The 15,495-nt window shown below is 62.9% G+C and carries 19 protein-coding genes and 1 pseudogene; 13 read left to right on the forward strand and 7 right to left on the reverse strand.

Going from position 1 to position 15,495, the window contains the following annotated elements:
• Positions 1 to 83: 83 nt before the first annotated feature.
• Positions 84 to 1,289 carry a multidrug effflux MFS transporter gene (locus NKI24_RS10895; RefSeq protein ID WP_352745166.1) on the reverse strand — a complete coding sequence of 402 codons (1,206 nt, stop codon included), beginning with the start codon at positions 1,287 to 1,289 and terminating at the stop codon, positions 84 to 86.
• Positions 1,290 to 1,457: 168 nt separating this feature from the next.
• Between NKI24_RS10895 and NKI24_RS10900 the strand changes: the two genes are divergently transcribed.
• The 4 genes from NKI24_RS10900 to NKI24_RS10915 all read left to right on the forward strand — a co-directional run bounded on the left by NKI24_RS10900 (position 1,458) and on the right by NKI24_RS10915 (position 3,282).
• The gene (locus tag NKI24_RS10900) at positions 1,458 to 2,147 is read left to right on the forward strand and encodes a TetR/AcrR family transcriptional regulator (protein WP_352745169.1); all 690 of its coding nucleotides are present in this window, start codon (positions 1,458 to 1,460) and stop codon (positions 2,145 to 2,147) included.
• A 134-nt stretch (positions 2,148 to 2,281) separates the two neighbouring features.
• The gene (locus NKI24_RS10905; RefSeq protein WP_352450077.1) at positions 2,282 to 2,818 is read left to right on the forward strand and encodes an SspB family protein; all 537 of its coding nucleotides are present in this window, start codon (positions 2,282 to 2,284) and stop codon (positions 2,816 to 2,818) included.
• A gap of 18 nt (positions 2,819 to 2,836) precedes the next feature.
• Complete coding sequence (locus NKI24_RS10910; protein WP_023676708.1) at positions 2,837 to 3,040, forward strand: DUF4169 family protein; 204 nt, start codon at positions 2,837 to 2,839, stop codon at positions 3,038 to 3,040.
• Positions 3,041 to 3,060: 20 nt separating this feature from the next.
• A complete protein-coding gene (locus NKI24_RS10915) occupies positions 3,061 to 3,282 on the forward strand; it encodes a ribbon-helix-helix domain-containing protein (RefSeq protein ID WP_352450079.1) in 222 nt (73 codons plus the stop codon).
• Between the two features lie 160 nt (positions 3,283 to 3,442).
• Here the strand turns inward: NKI24_RS10915 and NKI24_RS10920 are convergent, their stop codons facing one another.
• Positions 3,443 to 3,568, reverse strand: a complete 126-nt coding sequence (locus NKI24_RS10920) for a hypothetical protein (protein WP_352450080.1) — start codon at positions 3,566 to 3,568, stop codon at positions 3,443 to 3,445.
• An 86-nt stretch (positions 3,569 to 3,654) separates the two neighbouring features.
• Between NKI24_RS10920 and NKI24_RS10925 the strand changes: the two are divergent.
• A pseudogene (locus NKI24_RS10925) lies at positions 3,655 to 4,026 on the forward strand (MarR family winged helix-turn-helix transcriptional regulator); the annotation flags it as partial.
• On the opposite strand, the gene NKI24_RS10930 reads toward NKI24_RS10925, so the two are convergent.
• Positions 3,971 to 8,068: an AsmA family protein gene (locus NKI24_RS10930; protein WP_352745174.1), complete on the reverse strand. Its 4,098-nt coding sequence runs from the start codon at positions 8,066 to 8,068 to the stop codon at positions 3,971 to 3,973. The pseudogene NKI24_RS10925 and the gene NKI24_RS10930 overlap by 56 nt on opposite strands.
• A 94-nt stretch (positions 8,069 to 8,162) precedes the next feature.
• On the reverse strand, positions 8,163 to 9,578 hold the full coding sequence (locus NKI24_RS10935; RefSeq protein ID WP_352450082.1) for an FAD-binding oxidoreductase: 1,416 nt from the start codon (positions 9,576 to 9,578) through the stop codon (positions 8,163 to 8,165).
• A 119-nt stretch (positions 9,579 to 9,697) separates the two neighbouring features.
• On the opposite strand from NKI24_RS10935, the gene NKI24_RS10940 reads away from it, so the two are divergent.
• The 5 genes from NKI24_RS10940 (at position 9,698) to NKI24_RS10960 (ending at position 11,807) form a co-directional block, all read left to right on the forward strand.
• Positions 9,698 to 10,183, forward strand: coding sequence for a thioesterase family protein (locus tag NKI24_RS10940; protein WP_352745176.1), 486 nt, complete (start codon positions 9,698 to 9,700; stop codon positions 10,181 to 10,183).
• Positions 10,184 to 10,330: 147 nt separating this feature from the next.
• Positions 10,331 to 10,528, forward strand: a complete 198-nt coding sequence (locus tag NKI24_RS10945) for a hypothetical protein (RefSeq protein WP_023676715.1) — start codon at positions 10,331 to 10,333, stop codon at positions 10,526 to 10,528.
• Positions 10,529 to 10,705: 177 nt separating this feature from the next.
• On the forward strand, positions 10,706 to 10,936 hold the full coding sequence (locus tag NKI24_RS10950) for a hypothetical protein (protein WP_352745179.1): 231 nt from the start codon (positions 10,706 to 10,708) through the stop codon (positions 10,934 to 10,936).
• Positions 10,937 to 11,046: 110 nt separating this feature from the next.
• Positions 11,047 to 11,535: a hypothetical protein gene (locus tag NKI24_RS10955; protein ID WP_352745182.1), complete on the forward strand. Its 489-nt coding sequence runs from the start codon at positions 11,047 to 11,049 to the stop codon at positions 11,533 to 11,535.
• A gap of 35 nt (positions 11,536 to 11,570) precedes the next feature.
• Entirely contained in the window at positions 11,571 to 11,807 is a 237-nt protein-coding gene (locus NKI24_RS10960) for a hypothetical protein (protein ID WP_352745184.1), read from the forward strand.
• 129 nt (positions 11,808 to 11,936) lie between these two features.
• On the opposite strand, the gene NKI24_RS10965 is transcribed toward NKI24_RS10960, so the two are convergent.
• Both NKI24_RS10965 and NKI24_RS10970 read right to left on the reverse strand, forming a co-directional pair.
• Positions 11,937 to 12,140: a hypothetical protein gene (locus tag NKI24_RS10965; RefSeq protein ID WP_352745186.1), complete on the reverse strand. Its 204-nt coding sequence runs from the start codon at positions 12,138 to 12,140 to the stop codon at positions 11,937 to 11,939.
• Between the two features lie 106 nt (positions 12,141 to 12,246).
• Complete coding sequence (locus NKI24_RS10970; RefSeq protein ID WP_352745236.1) at positions 12,247 to 12,726, reverse strand: Lrp/AsnC family transcriptional regulator; 480 nt, start codon at positions 12,724 to 12,726, stop codon at positions 12,247 to 12,249.
• A gap of 90 nt (positions 12,727 to 12,816) precedes the next feature.
• Here NKI24_RS10970 and NKI24_RS10975 point away from each other — a divergent pair, with 90 nt between their 5' ends.
• Complete coding sequence (locus NKI24_RS10975) at positions 12,817 to 13,725, forward strand: EamA family transporter (protein WP_352745189.1); 909 nt, start codon at positions 12,817 to 12,819, stop codon at positions 13,723 to 13,725.
• Here NKI24_RS10975 and NKI24_RS10980 read toward each other — a convergent pair whose 3' ends face one another.
• Positions 13,726 to 14,625, reverse strand: coding sequence for a dienelactone hydrolase family protein (locus NKI24_RS10980; RefSeq protein ID WP_352742426.1), 900 nt, complete (start codon positions 14,623 to 14,625; stop codon positions 13,726 to 13,728).
• Between the two features lie 275 nt (positions 14,626 to 14,900).
• On the opposite strand from NKI24_RS10980, the gene NKI24_RS10985 reads away from it, so the two are divergent.
• Together NKI24_RS10985 and NKI24_RS10990 are read left to right on the forward strand one after the other, a co-directional pair.
• The gene (locus NKI24_RS10985; RefSeq protein WP_352745192.1) at positions 14,901 to 15,050 is read left to right on the forward strand and encodes a hypothetical protein; all 150 of its coding nucleotides are present in this window, start codon (positions 14,901 to 14,903) and stop codon (positions 15,048 to 15,050) included.
• Positions 15,051 to 15,059: 9 nt separating this feature from the next.
• Positions 15,060 to 15,491: a hypothetical protein gene (locus NKI24_RS10990; protein ID WP_352614313.1), complete on the forward strand. Its 432-nt coding sequence runs from the start codon at positions 15,060 to 15,062 to the stop codon at positions 15,489 to 15,491.
• Positions 15,492 to 15,495: the final 4 nt, after the last annotated feature.

Genomic DNA, 15,495 nt, shown 5'->3' on the forward strand with positions numbered 1-15,495 from the left:
AGGCATAGGCTGCTTTGAACCGGGACCGCAAACGTGAAAAGGCCGGGAACATCGCCCGGCCTTTTTGTCTCGATAGGCGAAGTTTACTCCGCCGGCGCTTCCGCGACGTCCCGGCTGCGGCCGAGCGTTATTTTGGCCAGTGTGAAGGAGATCGCCGCGCAGAGCGTGATGCCCGCCACCATCGGCAGCGGCGTGCCGTCGAAAAACACGCCGGCGACGCCCATGGCGACCGCGCCGATGGCGAAGTGCAGCGTGCCCATCAGCGCCGACGCGGTACCGGCGATCTCGCCATGCTCTTCCATGGCCAGCACCGACGTCGTCGGGATGACCAGGCCGAGAAAGCCGTAGCCGATGAACAGCAGCGCCGCCATCACGTCGAGCCGGTCGACACCCGATGCCATCACCGCGAACAGCACCACCATCGTCGTCGCATAGCCGGTCACCGCGACGCGCACCACGCGCTGCAGCCCGAACCGCTCCGACAGCAACCCGGTCAGCTGCGACATGCCGATAAAGGCAACCGCATTGATCGAGAAGAACACGCTATAGACCGAAGGCGACAGGCCATAATGGTCGATCAGGATGAAGGACGAGCTCGACAGATAGACGAAGAAGCTCGCAATGCCGAAGCCGGCGATGGCCGTCAGGCCAAGGAAGTTGCGGTCGCCCATCAGGAAGCGGTAGCCGGAAAGTGCCGTCCCGAAGGACGACCCGGCGCGCTCCTCGACCGGCCGTGTCTCCTTGAGCGAGGTCGCCAGCAGGATGGTGGCGAGCACGGCCGCGCCCGTCACCGTCCAGAACACGGCGCGCCAGCCGAAGTCCTCGATGATCTGGCTACCGGTCAGCGGCGCCAGGATCGGCGACACCGAAAACACCAGCATCAGCAGCGACATCAGCTTGGCGGCCTCGGTGCCGGTATGCAGATCGCGCACGATCGCGCGCGGCACGGCCATGCCGGCGCTGGCGCCGAGCCCTTGCAGGAAGCGGAAGGCGATCAGCCATTCGATCGAGGGAGCCAGCGCCGAGCCGACGCCGCCGACCATGAACAGCGCCAGGCCGCCGTAGAGTGGCAGCTTGCGGCCGACCATGTCGGAGATCGGTCCGACGACGATCTGGCCGAAGCCCATGGAAAGAAAGAAGATCAGCAGGCTCATCTGCACCGCGGCAGTGCCGGCATGCAGATCCTCACCGATTGAAGGCAGGGCCGGAAGATACATGTCGATGGCAAACGGGCCGATCGCGGACAATAGGCCGAGCACGACCGCAATGCGGAGGAATTTGGCGTTCATGATAGCAGGCTCTTTCGAATTCTGGTTGCCGCCGAGGACCGACGTGTAACCCTAGGACGTTCCATCCCGTGGAGTTCCGACTCTTCTGCGGAACGAAACCCCCTTCGTACAAGTCCACAAATTTAGACAGGCTTGTCTAATTCGTCAACCACCTCTATATAGTTTTGCATGAAGGCCAACGTCTCTCCTGACATTTTCCCGCCGCGAGGCCACGAGGCCAAGCGCATGTCGATTGTCGATGCCGCCGCCTCGGTCTTCTGCCGCGAAAGCTTTGCCGGTGCCAATATCGACATGATTGCCGCCGAGGCCGGCGTCTCCCGCCAGACCATCTACAATCATCACGGCGACAAGGAGAAACTCTTCGTTGCCATCGTCCGCGACCTCACCGAACGTTGCAATGCCGGCATCTTTGCCACGATTTCCACTTTTCCCGATCAGCCGAAGGATCTCGAGGCCGACCTCATCGCCTTTGCTGTGCGGATGAACCACAACTGCATCTGCAACCGCGACGGCAAATTCCTGCGCAAGCTGATCCAGACCGAGGGCGGGCGCTATCCCGAGTTGTTCGCCGAATGGCGCGAAGAAGGACCGGGCAGGACATGGCCGGCGATCGCCGCCCGCTTCGCCCGCCTCGCTCATGCCGGCTTCCTTGATATCGACGATCCCGATGTCGCAGCGCGCCAGTTCATGGCGCTTGCCAATGCCGAGTTGCAGACGACGTTCATGCTCGGCGGTACACCGACCGAGGACGAGGTGGTGCAATCGGCGACAAATGGCGTGCGCACCTTCCTGCGCGCCTTCGGCAAGCGGCAGCCTTTGGCCCGGGCGAGCAAACAGGGCGCGCTCGCCAGCGCTTGACGATCAAAGCCGTTTGACGATCAAATCGTCGCCAATGGGCTTCGCTTCCGCACGCCGGCGATCTATATCCGGTTTACGCCGCGCTCAAGCTTGATTACAGCTATCAGGACGATTCAACGGAACCCGACAGCCACATGGCCGACGACCACATCCGCTACGACATTCTGGCCCAGGAGGCGTTGCGCGGCGTCATGCGCAAGGTCCTGGCCGAAGTCGCGCGCACCGGTCTCCCGGGCAACCATCATTTCTTCATCACCTTTCTCACGGGCGCGCCGGGCGTGCGCGTGTCGTCGCGGCTGCGCGAGCGCTATCCCGAACAGATGACCATCGTCATCCAGTTCCAGTATTGGGACCTGAAGGTGAGCGACACCGGCTTTGAGGTCGGGCTGTCGTTTTCCGACGTGCCGGAGAAACTGGAAATCCCGTTCTCGGCCGTACGCGGCTTTTACGACCCGTCCGTCAACTTCGAGCTCGAATTCGACGTCAAGACCGATACCCCGGCGGAACAGGAGACAAAGGCCAAGCCTGCTCCCGAACCGCTGGCCATCGTCGCCGAGAAAAAGCCCGAGACGAAGAAGAAAACCGCCGAGGCGGAAAAGAAGCCTGCAGCGGCCGACGCCGTCGCCAAGGGCGCCGACGTCGTGTCGCTTGACGCCTTCCGCAAGAAGTGACCCGACGGGCGGCGTGACATGGCCGAGATCGTCAATCTCCGTCAGGCACGCAAGCAGAAGGCGCGAGCCGAGAAGGAGCGCCTGGCCGAACAGAACCGGGCGCTGCATGGCCGTTCCAAACCCAGCCGGGATCGCGACCGCCTGATCGCCGACAAGGCCGATAAATTCGTCGCCGGCCATCGCCGCGAAAATTCGGGCGATTCGGACAAATCCGATGCTTGAAGTGTGAGTAGGATCGTCTCGTGAGCCCGGTGGAAAAGCGCTCGGTCACCATTCGCGGCCACCGCACCAGCTATTCGCTCGAAAAGCCTTTTTACGACGACCTGGTCGCCATCGCGGCCGTGCGAAAACTGACGCTCGCCGCCCTTGTCGCCGAAATCGACGAGAGCCGCCCGCGGGATGCCAATCTCTCCTCGGCGCTCCGGCTCTATGTGCTGGATTGGGCCAAGCGCGGCAAATTGTAGCCTTCAGGCAACGCTATCCTGTTTCCTGCGCCGGATACGGAAGCCCAGCAAAGCCGAGCGGTCGCGTTCTTCGGCCTGCCAAGCAGCGTATCCTGCCGTTTCAGGTCGGCGAGCGTGAACTGGCCAAAATAGGCGATGTTCGTGGCAAGCCGGATCAGCTTCAAGAGGGCAATGCCGGCAACAACCCCGCCGTCGCAACCACCACCGCTATGCTGGCAATGAGCAGCACCCGGGCGTCGGTGGTAAAATCGCGCAGATGGCCGGGGTTGGCGTGATCGGACTTCATTTGCAGACCTTGCTTTCTGGCGGCGTGCCGACTTGCGGATAGGTCGCCGGCCGTGCCACCGAAGATGGCGGGCACGAGCGATGTTGGTGACACCACGCCAGCATCAGGCCCTGCTTGCAATCAAAGGGTTCCCCGGCGGAGGGCCGGTGACCATTGGCGACCACGCGGAGCGCCTGCGCATCCGCCATCACAGCGCAGTGGAATTGGTCAACCGTCTTTGCGAAGCCGGGCTGGTCGCGAGGGACCACGACGAGGAGGACCACCGCCGCGTGCCGCTGCGGCTGACCGAGCGCGCCGACGACAGTCTCACCGATCTGTCAGCCGCTCATCTCGACGAACTCGGGCGGATCGAGCCGATGCTGAAGCGCTTGCTTGCTGGACGCGACACTAAGGGATGCGCCGTCACCCGCCATTCAACGATTTCAGCAGATCGTCGATCGACGAGGGATCGAACTTGAGCTTTGGCGGGGGCTGCACTGGCGGTGGCACGTTATTTGCGGCCGGTGGCGCCCGTTCCGCTCGCTCCGCCGCGGCCTTGCGTTCGGCGTCGAGCCTTGCCTTCTCTTCCGAGGCGATCCGCAACGCCTCTTCCGCCCTCTGGCGTTGCTGTTCTTCGGCCTGCGCTGCTTCCTCGGCAGCCTGTTGCGCCGCCTTGGCTTTGGCTTCGGCATCCGCTTCGGCCTTTGCAGCCGCCTCGGCTTTCGCCCTGGCCTCGGCTTCGGCCTTCGCCGCTGCATCCGCCTTCGCCTTGGCTTCAGCCTGCGCCCTGGCCTCCGCTTCGGCTTGGTCCTGCGCCTCAGCTTCGGCCTTTGCCTTGGCATCCGCTTCAGCCTTCGCTTTGGCCTCAGCCTGGGCCCTCGCCTCCGCATCCGCCTGTGCCTTGGCGTCCGCTTCAGCTTTCGCCTTGGCTTCAGCCTGCGCCCTCGCCTCGGCTTCGGCCTTTGCCTTGGCGTCGGCCTCGGCCTTCAGCCGCGCTGCTTCCTGTTGTCTGCGCAGTTCCTCCGCCGCTCTTTCACGCTCGGTTTGCAGCGCAGCGTAGTAGCGCACCTCCCGCCGCAGCCTTTGTTTCTCGAGCAGTGCGGCTTGCATGGCTTCGACCCGCTGCTGCTCCTTTTCCAGCGCACGCTGGGTCAGGAACTGTGCCAGCGGCTCGCTGTCGAACTGCCGTTTGGTGGCGCCGAACGGCCCGTCGACGCTGAAATTCAAAATCGGTTCGGAGCCGACCAGTGCCTCGTCGCCGGGCCGGTAAGCGATCTCGCCCTTGGCGTCGACGGTGCTGGTGTTCAGATCGGCGGTGATGTCGGCGGACAGCGTCGCGCCCGGGCTTTCGAATTTGACCGGCGGCGCCCTCAGCGTGCCGCCGGCGATGGTTAAGGCAATATCGGTGTCCTGCGCCGGAAAACTGCCCGCCGCGGCGATCTGCGGCACGAAGCCGGCAGTCTTCGACGCGTCGATATCGCGCCCTATCGCATCGGCCTTGGCGATGAATGCGCCAAAGGCATCGGGATTGAAGCCGGCAATAGTCATGCCCTTGAGCGTTGCCGTGCCGGAACCGGACAGCGCCGCGACCATCGCGTCGACCGATTTGCCGCTGGTCGAAAGCGCCGTCGAGAACTCGCCGCTTCCGCTGATGCCGGCCTCGGGCAGCACGGCTGCCAGATCGGCGCCGGCGAGTTTCATCTGACCGGAGAAAAGCCCGGTGCCGTCATTGTTCTTGATCTCGAACAGGCCACTCAACGCGCCGCCGAGGAACTTTGCCTTGAGGTCGGAAACGCGGATGCCCTCCTGGTCGAGCTGCAGCGACAGCGCAGCGTCATAGGCGGTGGCAAGCGGGCCGGCGGCAAGCGACGCCGCCGTCAGATCGAGATCGGCGGTAAATGGCAGACTGGATTTCTGGCTGAACGGTGCCGTCGGCCAGGTCCTGTCATTGACAAGGAAGGCCTGGTCACCGAACAGCATCACCGCGATCGGATCGAGGTCCAGCTCGTCCAGCGACAGCGCGCCGGCAAGATGCGGCAGCCCCTCTTTGATGTCGATATTTACGTCACCGGAAACCGCCGCTTCGTTGACGGCGCCGCTGAGGCCGCTCAGCACCAGGAGACCATTGCCGTAATCGGCATCGGCTGCAAGCGACGTCGACATGCCGGTGCCCATGCCGGGCAGGCCGACGCCGGTCGTCATCAGCCATGGCTCGATGTCGGCCGTTTCAAGGCTGACCTTGCCCTTGGCGGCCGCGCCCTGAGACGTGTCGGCAATTGTCCCGTCGAAACCAGCTTTGAAGTCATTGCCGGCCAGGCTGAATCGTGTCGCCAGGCCGCCGCCAAGCGTGCCTTTGGCCGAGACGTCGGCGGTCGCCTCGCCGAGCATGCCGAGTGGCAGCGCCGGCAAACCGTAAAGCGCCAGAAGCGCGGTGGCGTCGGCGTTCCTTGCGTTGAAGGTCAGCGTCACCGGCGCTTCGAGAGGCCGGTCGAGCGCCCCTTTGCCGGACAACGACGCCGAAAAGGCCGAGCCACCGGCCTTGCCCTGTGCGCTCATTGCCAGTCCGGTCGTACCGTCGCCATTGTCTGCGGCACTCGTGACCGCGTCGATGCGCGCATCCTGGAACAGCTCGGGATAGGCAGCAGCACGCTCCGCCAGGCCCTTCAGCACTGCATTGCCGGGATAATGCTGGACGGCGACGTCGATCAGCGGCTTGAGGTCGACGGCGACCACCGAGGCGTCGAGCTTGCCGGTCGGGCTCGCCGGGAAATCCTTGATTCGACCGGTGGCGCTGATCGAGGCGCCGGCAAGTCCGCCGACCGACAGTCGGTCGATCTCAAGCAGCCCCTCGCGCAATCTAAGCGCAGTATCGACGCTATCGGCGGTCAACCCGCCGGCGCTGACCGGCCCGGCCTTGATCTGGAAATCGAGGTCGCGGTCGGAAAAGCGGTTGGCGCCCTTGTCGCTGACGAAGATCGAGGCGAAGGCGGCGAGCCCATCGACATCGAGTTCGCCACCTTCCAGTTGCATCAGCACCGATGGCCGGGTGTCGTCGGGCTGGCTGGAATCGATGCGGCCGGAGAACTTCGCCTTGCCGAGGATGAGTTCGAGATCGCTGAAGGCCTGGTGCTTCTCGCTCAAATCCACCTTGGCCTTGAAGCCGGCGGCCGGCAAGCGGCGGATCGCCTCGTCGACGTCCTTCGACAGCCATGCGGCGAAGCCGGAGGGCTGCGCCACCGCCAGAAGCAGCGATCCGGTGAAACCGAAATGGTCCTCGACGCTGACCAAGCCATTGGCTTCCAGCTTGGCGCGGCCGGGCAGCGTGGCGGCCAGCGATTTTACCGCCCAGCCGCCCTCGGCCGGTTCGGCGGACAGATGCACGTCGCGAACGGTGGTGTCGCCTGCAACCACGGCCGGCAGTTTCACCTCGACCGTACCCGGTATGGTCGGCTTCGGTAGACCGAGCAGCGCCTGCTCCAGCGCCGCCACCCGCTCGGATAGCGTCAATCCGGCACCGGCCGCCGCCCCCACGGCCTCGTCGAACTGCACCTGCGCGCCATTGGTCTCGATCGAGAAATGCGGCTTCAGCCCAAGGTCGACCGTAGCCTTACCGTCGGCGGTGTAGGGATTGTCGAGTGGTCCCGTCTCGAAGCGGAATTCGTCGACGCCGAGCTTCTGGTGGTCGAGCGAAAACTTGCCGTTCAGCCTGAAGCCCGGATCCGGTTTGCCGGCGTTGACTTTCAGCGCTTCACCGTCGGTGCCGCGCGGCCGCGCCGCGGTCTGGTCTGCGCCTGATATCTTGAACTGGCCCGAATAGACGGCGGCGCCCTCGACGAGGCCCACATTGCCGTCGGTCTCGACGACCAGCGGATAGGCATCCGGATCGGCCTTGAGCCTGAGCCGCATTTGCCCGTCCGGTTCGGTCTTGCCGGTGGAAGCGGCGATCGTGGTCCGCAACCCGTCCAGCAACAGCGAGCCGTCCAGCCGCCAGGGGCCGGCCAGCGACTTGGCCGAGATCGTCGAGTTGATCTCGGAAATGAGATGGCTGCGCCCGCCTGCGGCGTGGCTGAGTGCGATCTGTCCTTCCGTCACCGTCAGCTTCTCGATGGAGATCTGGCCGGGATCGAAGGGCGAGGACGGCCGTATCGTCCAGTCGACCGTGCCGTCGGCGGCGATGTCGATCGTCGCCTTCGGCCGCACCAGCCGCATGTCGAAGATCAGCACCTCGCCGCGCAGGAATGGCGCGAGTTCTGCATCCATCGAAAAAGTTTCGACGGTCATCGCCGGCTGGCCGTTGGGGCCACCGGCAACGGCGACGTTGGAAAAGGTCACCGAGGGGAACGGCAACAGCCTTGCCGTTGCATCGCCTCGCACGGTCACCTTGCGACCCAGGACGGCACTCGCCTCGCGCTCGAAATCGGCACGGTAACCTGTCCAGTCGACAAAGTACGGCACCACCAGCGCCGCACACAGCACCAGCACAAGAAGCCCACCGAAGATCACGAACAGGCGTGCGAGCATGAACTCCTAGACAGTTGATAGTAAAGTCAGTGGCACTCTACCCGCATCAGCGTGTCGATAAAGAGGCAAATAGGGGTACGGCAGCGGCCTGATGTCAGTCCTTTCCCGGCAATATCTTGCCCGGGTTCATGATGTTCAGCGGATCGAGCGCCTGCTTGATCGTGCGCATGATGTCGACGCCATGGCCGAGCTCATGCCGCAGGAAGCCGATCTTGCCTTGCCCTATGCCGTGCTCGCCAGTGCAGGTGCCGTCCATGGCGATGGCGCGCATATTGAGCCGCGCCACGAATTCTTCCGCCAGTGCGATCTCCTTCGGATCGTCCACGTCCATCAGCACCAGCACATGGAAATTGCCGTCGCCGGCATGGCCGACGATCGGCGCGATCAGCCCCATCTCCGCGATATCCGCTTCGGTCTCCGTGACACATTCGGCAAAGCGCGAGATCGGCACGCAGACATCGGTCGACAGGCCCTTGGCGCCCGGCCGCAGTGTCAGCGACGACCAGTAGGCATCGTGCCTGGCCTTCCACAATTTCGTTCGCTCTTCGGCGACGCTGGTCCACAGGAACGGACCGCCGCCATTTTCCTCGGCGATCATGCCGAAGGTCTCGGCCTGCTCGGCGACGCTGGCATCGCTGCCGTGGAATTCGACGAACAGGCAGGGACTCTCCGGATAGTCGAGCTTCGAATAGGTCTTCATCGCCCGCATCTGCAGTGCGTTGACCAATTCTATGCGCGCCACCGGAATGCCCATCTGGATGGTCGCGATCACCGCGTTGCACGCCGCCTCGAGGCTGGGGAACGGACAAACGCCGCCTGAAATCGCCTGCGGAATGCCCTGCAGCTTCAAGGTCAGCTGTGTGATGATGCCAAGCGTGCCTTCCGAACCGATCAGCAGCCGCGTCAGGTCATAGCCGGCCGAGCTTTTCTTGGCGCGCTTGCCGGTCGTCACTGCCTCGCCGTCGGCCATCACCGCCGTCAGCGACAGGACGTTCTCGCGCATCGTCCCGTAGCGCACGGCGTTGGTGCCCGACGCCCGCGTCGCCGCCATGCCGCCGAGCGAAGCGTTGGCGCCGGGGTCGATCGGAAAGAACAGGCCGGTGTCGCGCAGGTGCCGGTTCAGATCCTCGCGCGTCACGCCGGGCTCGACGGTGCAGTCGAGGTCCTGCGGATTGACCGCAATGATGCGGTTCATGCGTGACGTATCGAGTGAGATGCCGCCGCCCGGCGCATTGGTGTGGCCTTCCAGCGAAGAGCCGACGCCGAAGGCAATCACCGGCACGCGATGCGCCGCGCATGCGCGCACAATCTCCTGCACTTCCTCCGTCGTCTCGGCAAAGGCGACACCGTCCGGCGCCTGCGTCGGGATATAGGTCGTGGTGTGCGCGTGCTGGGCGCGAATCGCCTGGCCGGTCTGGAATCGCTCGCCGAGCCGCTGCTTGAGGATGCCGAGCACGGCGGCAATGCCTTCTTCGTTACGCTCGACCGGGTTGAGGTCGCTTAGAGCCATCGATTCCTCCGCGAATGGACCAGCGTCCACCCTTGTTCTGCATCTAGGGATGCGTAGTCTCACCAACCACGCTCTGTCCAGTCCACGCTCACCCCGGCATGACGAGAAGGAAGTTTCCGATGCCCATCCCCGCCCCTTTCGTCTCTCGCGCCATGGACATCGAGGAGGCCTGGATCGACTACAACGGCCATCTCAACATGGCCTATTACAACGTGCTTTTCGATCGTTGCTCCGACGAAGCATTCGAGATGATGGGGATGGGGCCGGACTATGTAAGGGAACGGCGGCTGACCATCTACACGGCGGAAGTCCATGTCTGCTACGTCCAGGAGTTGCATCTCGACCACAAGGTCACGGTCTCGTTCCAACTCCTCGACCATGACGAGAAGCGGCTGAGGGCCTATCAGGAAATCCGGCATCGCGACGGCTGGCTTGCCGCCACATCCGAAACGCTGTCGCTGCATGTCGACATGGCTGGCCCGAAGGTAGCGCCCTTCCCCGCCGACGTCCTGGCCAGGGTGGAAGCGATGCGCGCCGCCCATGCCGCCCTGCCGATGCCGGAGCGCGCCGGCCGTTCGATCGGTATTCGTCGTAAGCCGGCTTGAACCACGGTCCAACCGCCGTTAACCTTACCGAGGTTTTAACGTGAACAAGCCGAATTGAGACGTTGAACGACTCAGCGCGGCGTTGGAAAACCGTCCGCATCGAATTGCGATACGGGCGGCGGAGCAGCAGCGGTTCGGGGAACGTGCATGAAAACCGATATCAAGGTCGAGGCGGACAGGCTGGCGGCTGACCCACGCATCACCGACTATGATTTCTGGCGCTCGCTGAAGAACCTCAATAACGAGATCTTCCACATCGCCAACAACAACGAGCCGATCCCCTTCGCCATGATCCGCTGGCGCGCCATCCTGAAGCAGGCGCGGATGAAACGCGGGCATGCGTAGCACCGCTGTTGTGAAATAGCTCTCGGCTGCGCTGCCCCATCCGCACGCCGGCACCTCTCTCCAACGCCTTCCCGCGATGGTTACGGCGTCGGCGAATTGCATGATGCATCCAGGATATGCGATTCGACTTTTCAAGTAGAAGAGCGCATCAATGGTCCCGCAACGTTGGGGGGGAACATGGCGCTTTACAAATACGGCATGCACCTAAAGCAGATCGACCACGCTAACTTTGACGCAGAACGAACCCCGGGCTTTATTTCCCCGGATTCAGCAATTTATCGCTGTGTTCATTGCGGGGATGAGATCGCTGCCAACAAAAATCAGCCACTTCCACCTCAAAACCATCATCAGCATAATCCGCCGGCCCCTATCCGGTGGAAATTGCTCGTCTGTGCGGTGCAAAAATAGACGTCAATCCGCCTTTACTTCCTCGAACATTTTCGGCCGTGCACGATGACGCTACGGTTACGCCGTCGGCGAATTTGCATGGTATGGCTGCTCGATTGACTGGGAGCGGGATGGAGCACGATACAAATCTTTGGACGACCATTATCCAAGTACTTCTGGGGGGCCTGCTCGCGCTTCTGGGCGTTGCTGCAGGGCCGGCGGTGACCCAATTGCTTAATGACCGCACTAGCCAAAAGGCAAAACGGACCCAAAAATACGAAGACCTGATTTCAGCTATCTACGACCATGACCATTGGCTTGCCCAACGCGTCCAAGCGGCATTCGAGGGCAGAGATATAGACAGCCAACCACCGATTCAGCGCGCTACTTTGTTGTGCTCGCTGCATTTCCCAGAACTGCTTCCGCACGTGCAAAACGTCGAGAATAAGGGACGCCCTTACCTCATGTGGATACTCGGCGTTCGCAGAAAGCGTCTAGTAAATGATCTTTCTGGCGCTTCGGACGGCATGCAGGATGCGTATAAGCCATACCAGTTGGCACTCGACCAGTTCCAGCGAGAAGCGTTTGGATTCGTTCAGCGAAACAAGAAGCTATTCTAATCCGAGACACCTCAAGAATCGAAAGAGCAAATGCAATGCCAAATGACTTTGCCGGGTTGACCAACGCGGAATTGGAACAAGCCCGTCAATCCCACCGAGAGATGCTTGACCGCATTCGGGACGCCATTGATAACTTCGACAAAGTGCCGCTGCCCACGAACCGTTTAGCTCGCGACAACCTTATTCAGAGCCACAACAAGCTGCGGGAAGCGACAGAAACGGCCCTCGTCGAGCTCGAAGAATTGGCGCGATTGCGAATCAGTGACGTTTAGCGTCAGTGGATGAATTGCGGATGCTGACTTCAGTGGGGCACGGCCTTGGCGCGGATTTTGTTGCTTTGGTTTATTGCACTTGTCACGTTGGCGGCCGTCGCTAACCCGCTAATCGCGGTTTACCTAGTCTCACAGGGACAATGGGCTGGTGCTGCCCTCTTTGCGTTCTTCAGCGTTGGTGCGATCGCGGTTGCGCGCAACGCATTCAAGGATCGAACCTGGAGGAACTGGTAGCCAGACCTTCTGCGTTGCTTGTGGCAATGCCAATGCGTCAGCTAATTCCTCTCCGCTCGGCTCCTGCGAGCTGAGCTTGTCGTACTCGTCGATCGCCACTTCCATATCCAGGCAGCGAAACGTCCTCGACCAAAGCATTGTCCGCAGCGTCAGAAAGGGTGTCGATCGGGCAACGCGGCTGTTGCCAACGCCCCGTTCTTGGACATCACAGCAGCCGCTTCACCGCCCCCAGCGGCGATCGCGGCATCACCGGCGACGACTGGATGATCGCCGTATTGGTCATCGCGAACGGAATGATCCGGTCGATCACCCGCTCGAGTTCGGCCACCGAGGCGACATGCGCCAGCGCGATGAAACAGTCTTCACCGGTGACCCGGTCGCATTGGGCGATTTCCGGTAGGTCGCGGATGATTTCGGCCACGACAGCCAGTTGCCCCGGCACCGGCCTGATCCGCAGCCATGCCGACAGCTTCATGCCGAGCGCGGCCGGATTGATACGCACCGTATAGGCCTCGATCACACCGCTTTCCTGCAGCCGCTTGATGCGCTCGGCAACGCTCGGCGCCGACAGGCCGACCGACCGCGCCAGTTCGGCGGTGCTGGTGCGCGCGTCCTTTTCCAGCAGGCGCAGGATTTTCAGGTCCGCCGGATCCAGATCGCTATTTTCATTTCGAAGGCGTTTCAGCGGAATACTCCTTGCTTTCAGAAAGGAAATGGCCGCAACGCCCGGCCATCATCCATATCAATGGCAAAAATCGCCTGCGATACTGATCCCATGCAAGATCGGACGCAAGCCCCAGCAGCAAGTCCGGCACTCGCCGGCCCCGCCTTTGCCTTGGCAAACGCGGTCCCGCCGCATCTCTGGTTCGGCGTCAGCGCCGTGTTCCACTATCTCGGACCGGCCTTCGCGGTGCTGCTGTTCCCGCATGTCGGCGTGCTGGGCATGGCTTGGCTGCGCATCGCCACCGCGGCACTCGTCTTTGCCCCATTGACCCGGCCATGGGCGGTCTTCGCCCGCGCCGATCGCTCGACGCGGTTGTTGCTTGTGGCTTTCGGCGTCTGCCTTGGGGTGATGAATTGCTCGTTTTACCTGGCGCTCGACCGGCTGCCGATCTCGCTGGTGGCGGCGATCGAATTCGTCGGCACCATCGGCGTTGCGCTTGTTGGCCTCAGAAGCCCGCGCAATCTCGCCGCCCTCGCAATCGCTGTCGCCGGCACCCTGTTGCTGATCGACGTCAAATGGTCGAGCGATCCCGTCGGCCTGTTCTGGGCCTTCCTCAACGGCACGCTGTTCGTTAGCTACATCGTGCTCGGCCACCGCGTCGCGCGCGGCGGCGCCGGCGATGGCATCGCCGGGCTGGGTGCCGCCATGGCGGTCGCCCTTCTCGTCGTTCTGCCGATCGGTTTCGCCGATGCTCTGCCGGCTTTCTCGGCGCCGCCGCTGCTGCTTGCGGGGGTCGGCGTCGGCATCTGCTCGTCGGTCATTCCCTATATTTGCGACCAGCTTGCCATGTCGCGGCTACCGCGCTCCAGCTTCGCGCTGATGCTGTCTTTGCTGCCGGTCACCGCGACGTTGATCGGCGTCATTGTGCTGCGGCAGGTGCCGAGCCTCACCGACTGCATCGGCATCGCGCTGGTGGTGGCCGGCGTCGCCCTTCACAAACCGGCGCCGGCGCCCACCTGATCAGGCCAGCTTCTCCTTGAGGAAAGCGATCGTCCGGCCCCAGGCGAGGTCGGCCGCCTTCTTGTCATAGCGGGCCGCCGACGTGTCGTTATTGAAGGCATGGTTGGCGCCTTCATAGACATAGACCGAGTATTCGACATGAGCCGCGTCGAGTGCCTTCTTGAAGGCATCGATACCGGCATTGGTGCGGGTGTCGAGCCCGGCATAATGCAGCATGAGCGCGGCCTTGATCTTCGGCACGTCCTCGGCCTTTGGCTGCATGCCGTAATAGGCGACGGCGGCGGCGAGGTCCGGCGCGTTGACGGCCAGCATGTTCACCGTGCCGCCGCCCCAGCAGAAGCCGACGGCGCCGACTTTGCCGTTGCCGTCCTTGTAGCCTTTGAGGTAGGCGACCGTTGCCACGGCATTGGCGGCGACCTGTGCTGGATCGAGCTGGGAAAACAGGTCACGTGCCCTGTTTTCATCGTCCGGCGTGCCGCCGAGCGGTGTCATGAAGTCCGGCGCAAGCGCCACGAACCCTTCCAGCGCAACGCGCCGCGCCACATCGCGAATATGCGGGTTGAGACCTCTGTTCTCGTGCACCACGATGACGGTGCCAAGCTTGCCGGTCTGGTCCGCCGGCTTGACCAGATAGCCCTTCATCTCGCCGGCGCTGCCGGGATAGCTGATGTCCTCGCCTTTCACCCGCGGATCGTCTTCCGCCACGATTGCCGCCTGGGCCGAGTTCGCCGCCAGCAGCGGCGCGATCGCGGCAGCTGCCGCACCCGATCCGGCAAGCCTGGTCAATTGCTCCATGAAGCGCCGCCGGTCGAGCGTCAGATGCGTGTATTCGTCATAGGCGTCGATCATCGCCTGGGTAATGACAGGCTCGGCGGCAGTGGGTTCGGCAGGTGTTGTCATGGCGCGCTCCTCGTCGGCGCCCCCCGCGGCAACATAGAGCCGAAGCTTGCCTGGTCCAGTCACGGCTGAGTGAGGCTGCCATAAGTCCCTGCGCGAGGGCCGTGATGCCGCTAGCCCCACTGTCGTTAAATTTTGGTCCTTTGTGGCAATGCTAAATGCACGCACCACGATGTAAAAAGAAGTTACCGGGCTATGCCTCACTCGGGCCATTTGGCGAACGACAATGGCCATTTGGCGGGAAAAGAATGCCTGATTGACGACGAAGGAACACGCCCATGACCTTTCCCTCCCCGCTTCTGGCAAGTGGGTTCGCCCTCGCCGCTTTGGCTTTGCTGGCGCTGCGGTTCACTGCCTTCACCGCCTTCAAACGATCGTTGATCAAGATCCGCGCCAACCGGCACCCGCCCGCAAACACCAAAGCCTGAGGAAAGGTCATGGACGTTCAGGACATCATCAACACCGTCTCCCAGAAATCCGGTCTCAACCAGGCTTTGACGGAAAAGGTCGCCGGCACGATTTTCTCGGTGCTCGAACACGAGGCGGAAGGCACGACTCTGTCCAGCTTCTTTGCCAAAATCCCGGGAGCCGACGCCCTGGCCAAGCAATATGATGTCATGGCTCCCGGCGCGGCTTCCGGTGGTGGCCTCCTGTCCTCGCTGGAGGGCGCGCTCGGCGGCGCTCTCGGCGAAAAGACCGGCGCGCTGATCAACGGCGTCGCCATACTCAAGGCATCAGGCCTCACGCTCGCACAGATCAGCCAGGCCGGCACGATGCTGGTCCAGCAGGCCGAGACAGCCGCCGGCCCGCAGCTGACCAGTGAGGTACTTGCATCGGTACCCGACCTGAAAGGGCATCTCGGGCTCTGAAGGA

Origin of the sequence: Mesorhizobium sp. M0701 (assembly GCF_040320365.1) — a bacterium.
Lineage (GTDB): Bacteria > Pseudomonadota > Alphaproteobacteria > Rhizobiales > Rhizobiaceae > Mesorhizobium.

What these genes read in the sequence shown, in the direction of transcription:
- NKI24_RS10920 (WP_352450080.1), bottom strand. Translation starts at nt 3,568, where the DNA reads ATGAAGTCCGATCACGCCAACCCCGGCCATCTGCGCGATTTTACCACC.
- NKI24_RS10910 (WP_023676708.1), top strand. Translation starts at nt 2,837, where the DNA reads ATGGCCGAGATCGTCAATCTCCGTCAGGCACGCAAGCAGAAGGCGCGA.
- NKI24_RS10990 (WP_352614313.1), top strand. Translation starts at nt 15,060, where the DNA reads ATGGACGTTCAGGACATCATCAACACCGTCTCCCAGAAATCCGGTCTC.
- NKI24_RS10955 (WP_352745182.1), top strand. Translation starts at nt 11,047, where the DNA reads ATGGAGCACGATACAAATCTTTGGACGACCATTATCCAAGTACTTCTG.
- NKI24_RS10985 (WP_352745192.1), top strand. Translation starts at nt 14,901, where the DNA reads ATGACCTTTCCCTCCCCGCTTCTGGCAAGTGGGTTCGCCCTCGCCGCT.
- NKI24_RS10945 (WP_023676715.1), top strand. Translation starts at nt 10,331, where the DNA reads ATGAAAACCGATATCAAGGTCGAGGCGGACAGGCTGGCGGCTGACCCA.
- NKI24_RS10935 (WP_352450082.1), bottom strand. Translation starts at nt 9,578, where the DNA reads ATGGCTCTAAGCGACCTCAACCCGGTCGAGCGTAACGAAGAAGGCATT.
- NKI24_RS10905 (WP_352450077.1), top strand. Translation starts at nt 2,282, where the DNA reads ATGGCCGACGACCACATCCGCTACGACATTCTGGCCCAGGAGGCGTTG.
- NKI24_RS10950 (WP_352745179.1), top strand. Translation starts at nt 10,706, where the DNA reads ATGGCGCTTTACAAATACGGCATGCACCTAAAGCAGATCGACCACGCT.
- NKI24_RS10980 (WP_352742426.1), bottom strand. Translation starts at nt 14,625, where the DNA reads ATGACAACACCTGCCGAACCCACTGCCGCCGAGCCTGTCATTACCCAG.
- NKI24_RS10895 (WP_352745166.1), bottom strand. Translation starts at nt 1,289, where the DNA reads ATGAACGCCAAATTCCTCCGCATTGCGGTCGTGCTCGGCCTATTGTCC.
- NKI24_RS10930 (WP_352745174.1), bottom strand. Translation starts at nt 8,068, where the DNA reads ATGCTCGCACGCCTGTTCGTGATCTTCGGTGGGCTTCTTGTGCTGGTG.
- NKI24_RS10960 (WP_352745184.1), top strand. Translation starts at nt 11,571, where the DNA reads ATGCCAAATGACTTTGCCGGGTTGACCAACGCGGAATTGGAACAAGCC.
- NKI24_RS10900 (WP_352745169.1), top strand. Translation starts at nt 1,458, where the DNA reads ATGAAGGCCAACGTCTCTCCTGACATTTTCCCGCCGCGAGGCCACGAG.
- NKI24_RS10975 (WP_352745189.1), top strand. Translation starts at nt 12,817, where the DNA reads ATGCAAGATCGGACGCAAGCCCCAGCAGCAAGTCCGGCACTCGCCGGC.
- NKI24_RS10940 (WP_352745176.1), top strand. Translation starts at nt 9,698, where the DNA reads ATGCCCATCCCCGCCCCTTTCGTCTCTCGCGCCATGGACATCGAGGAG.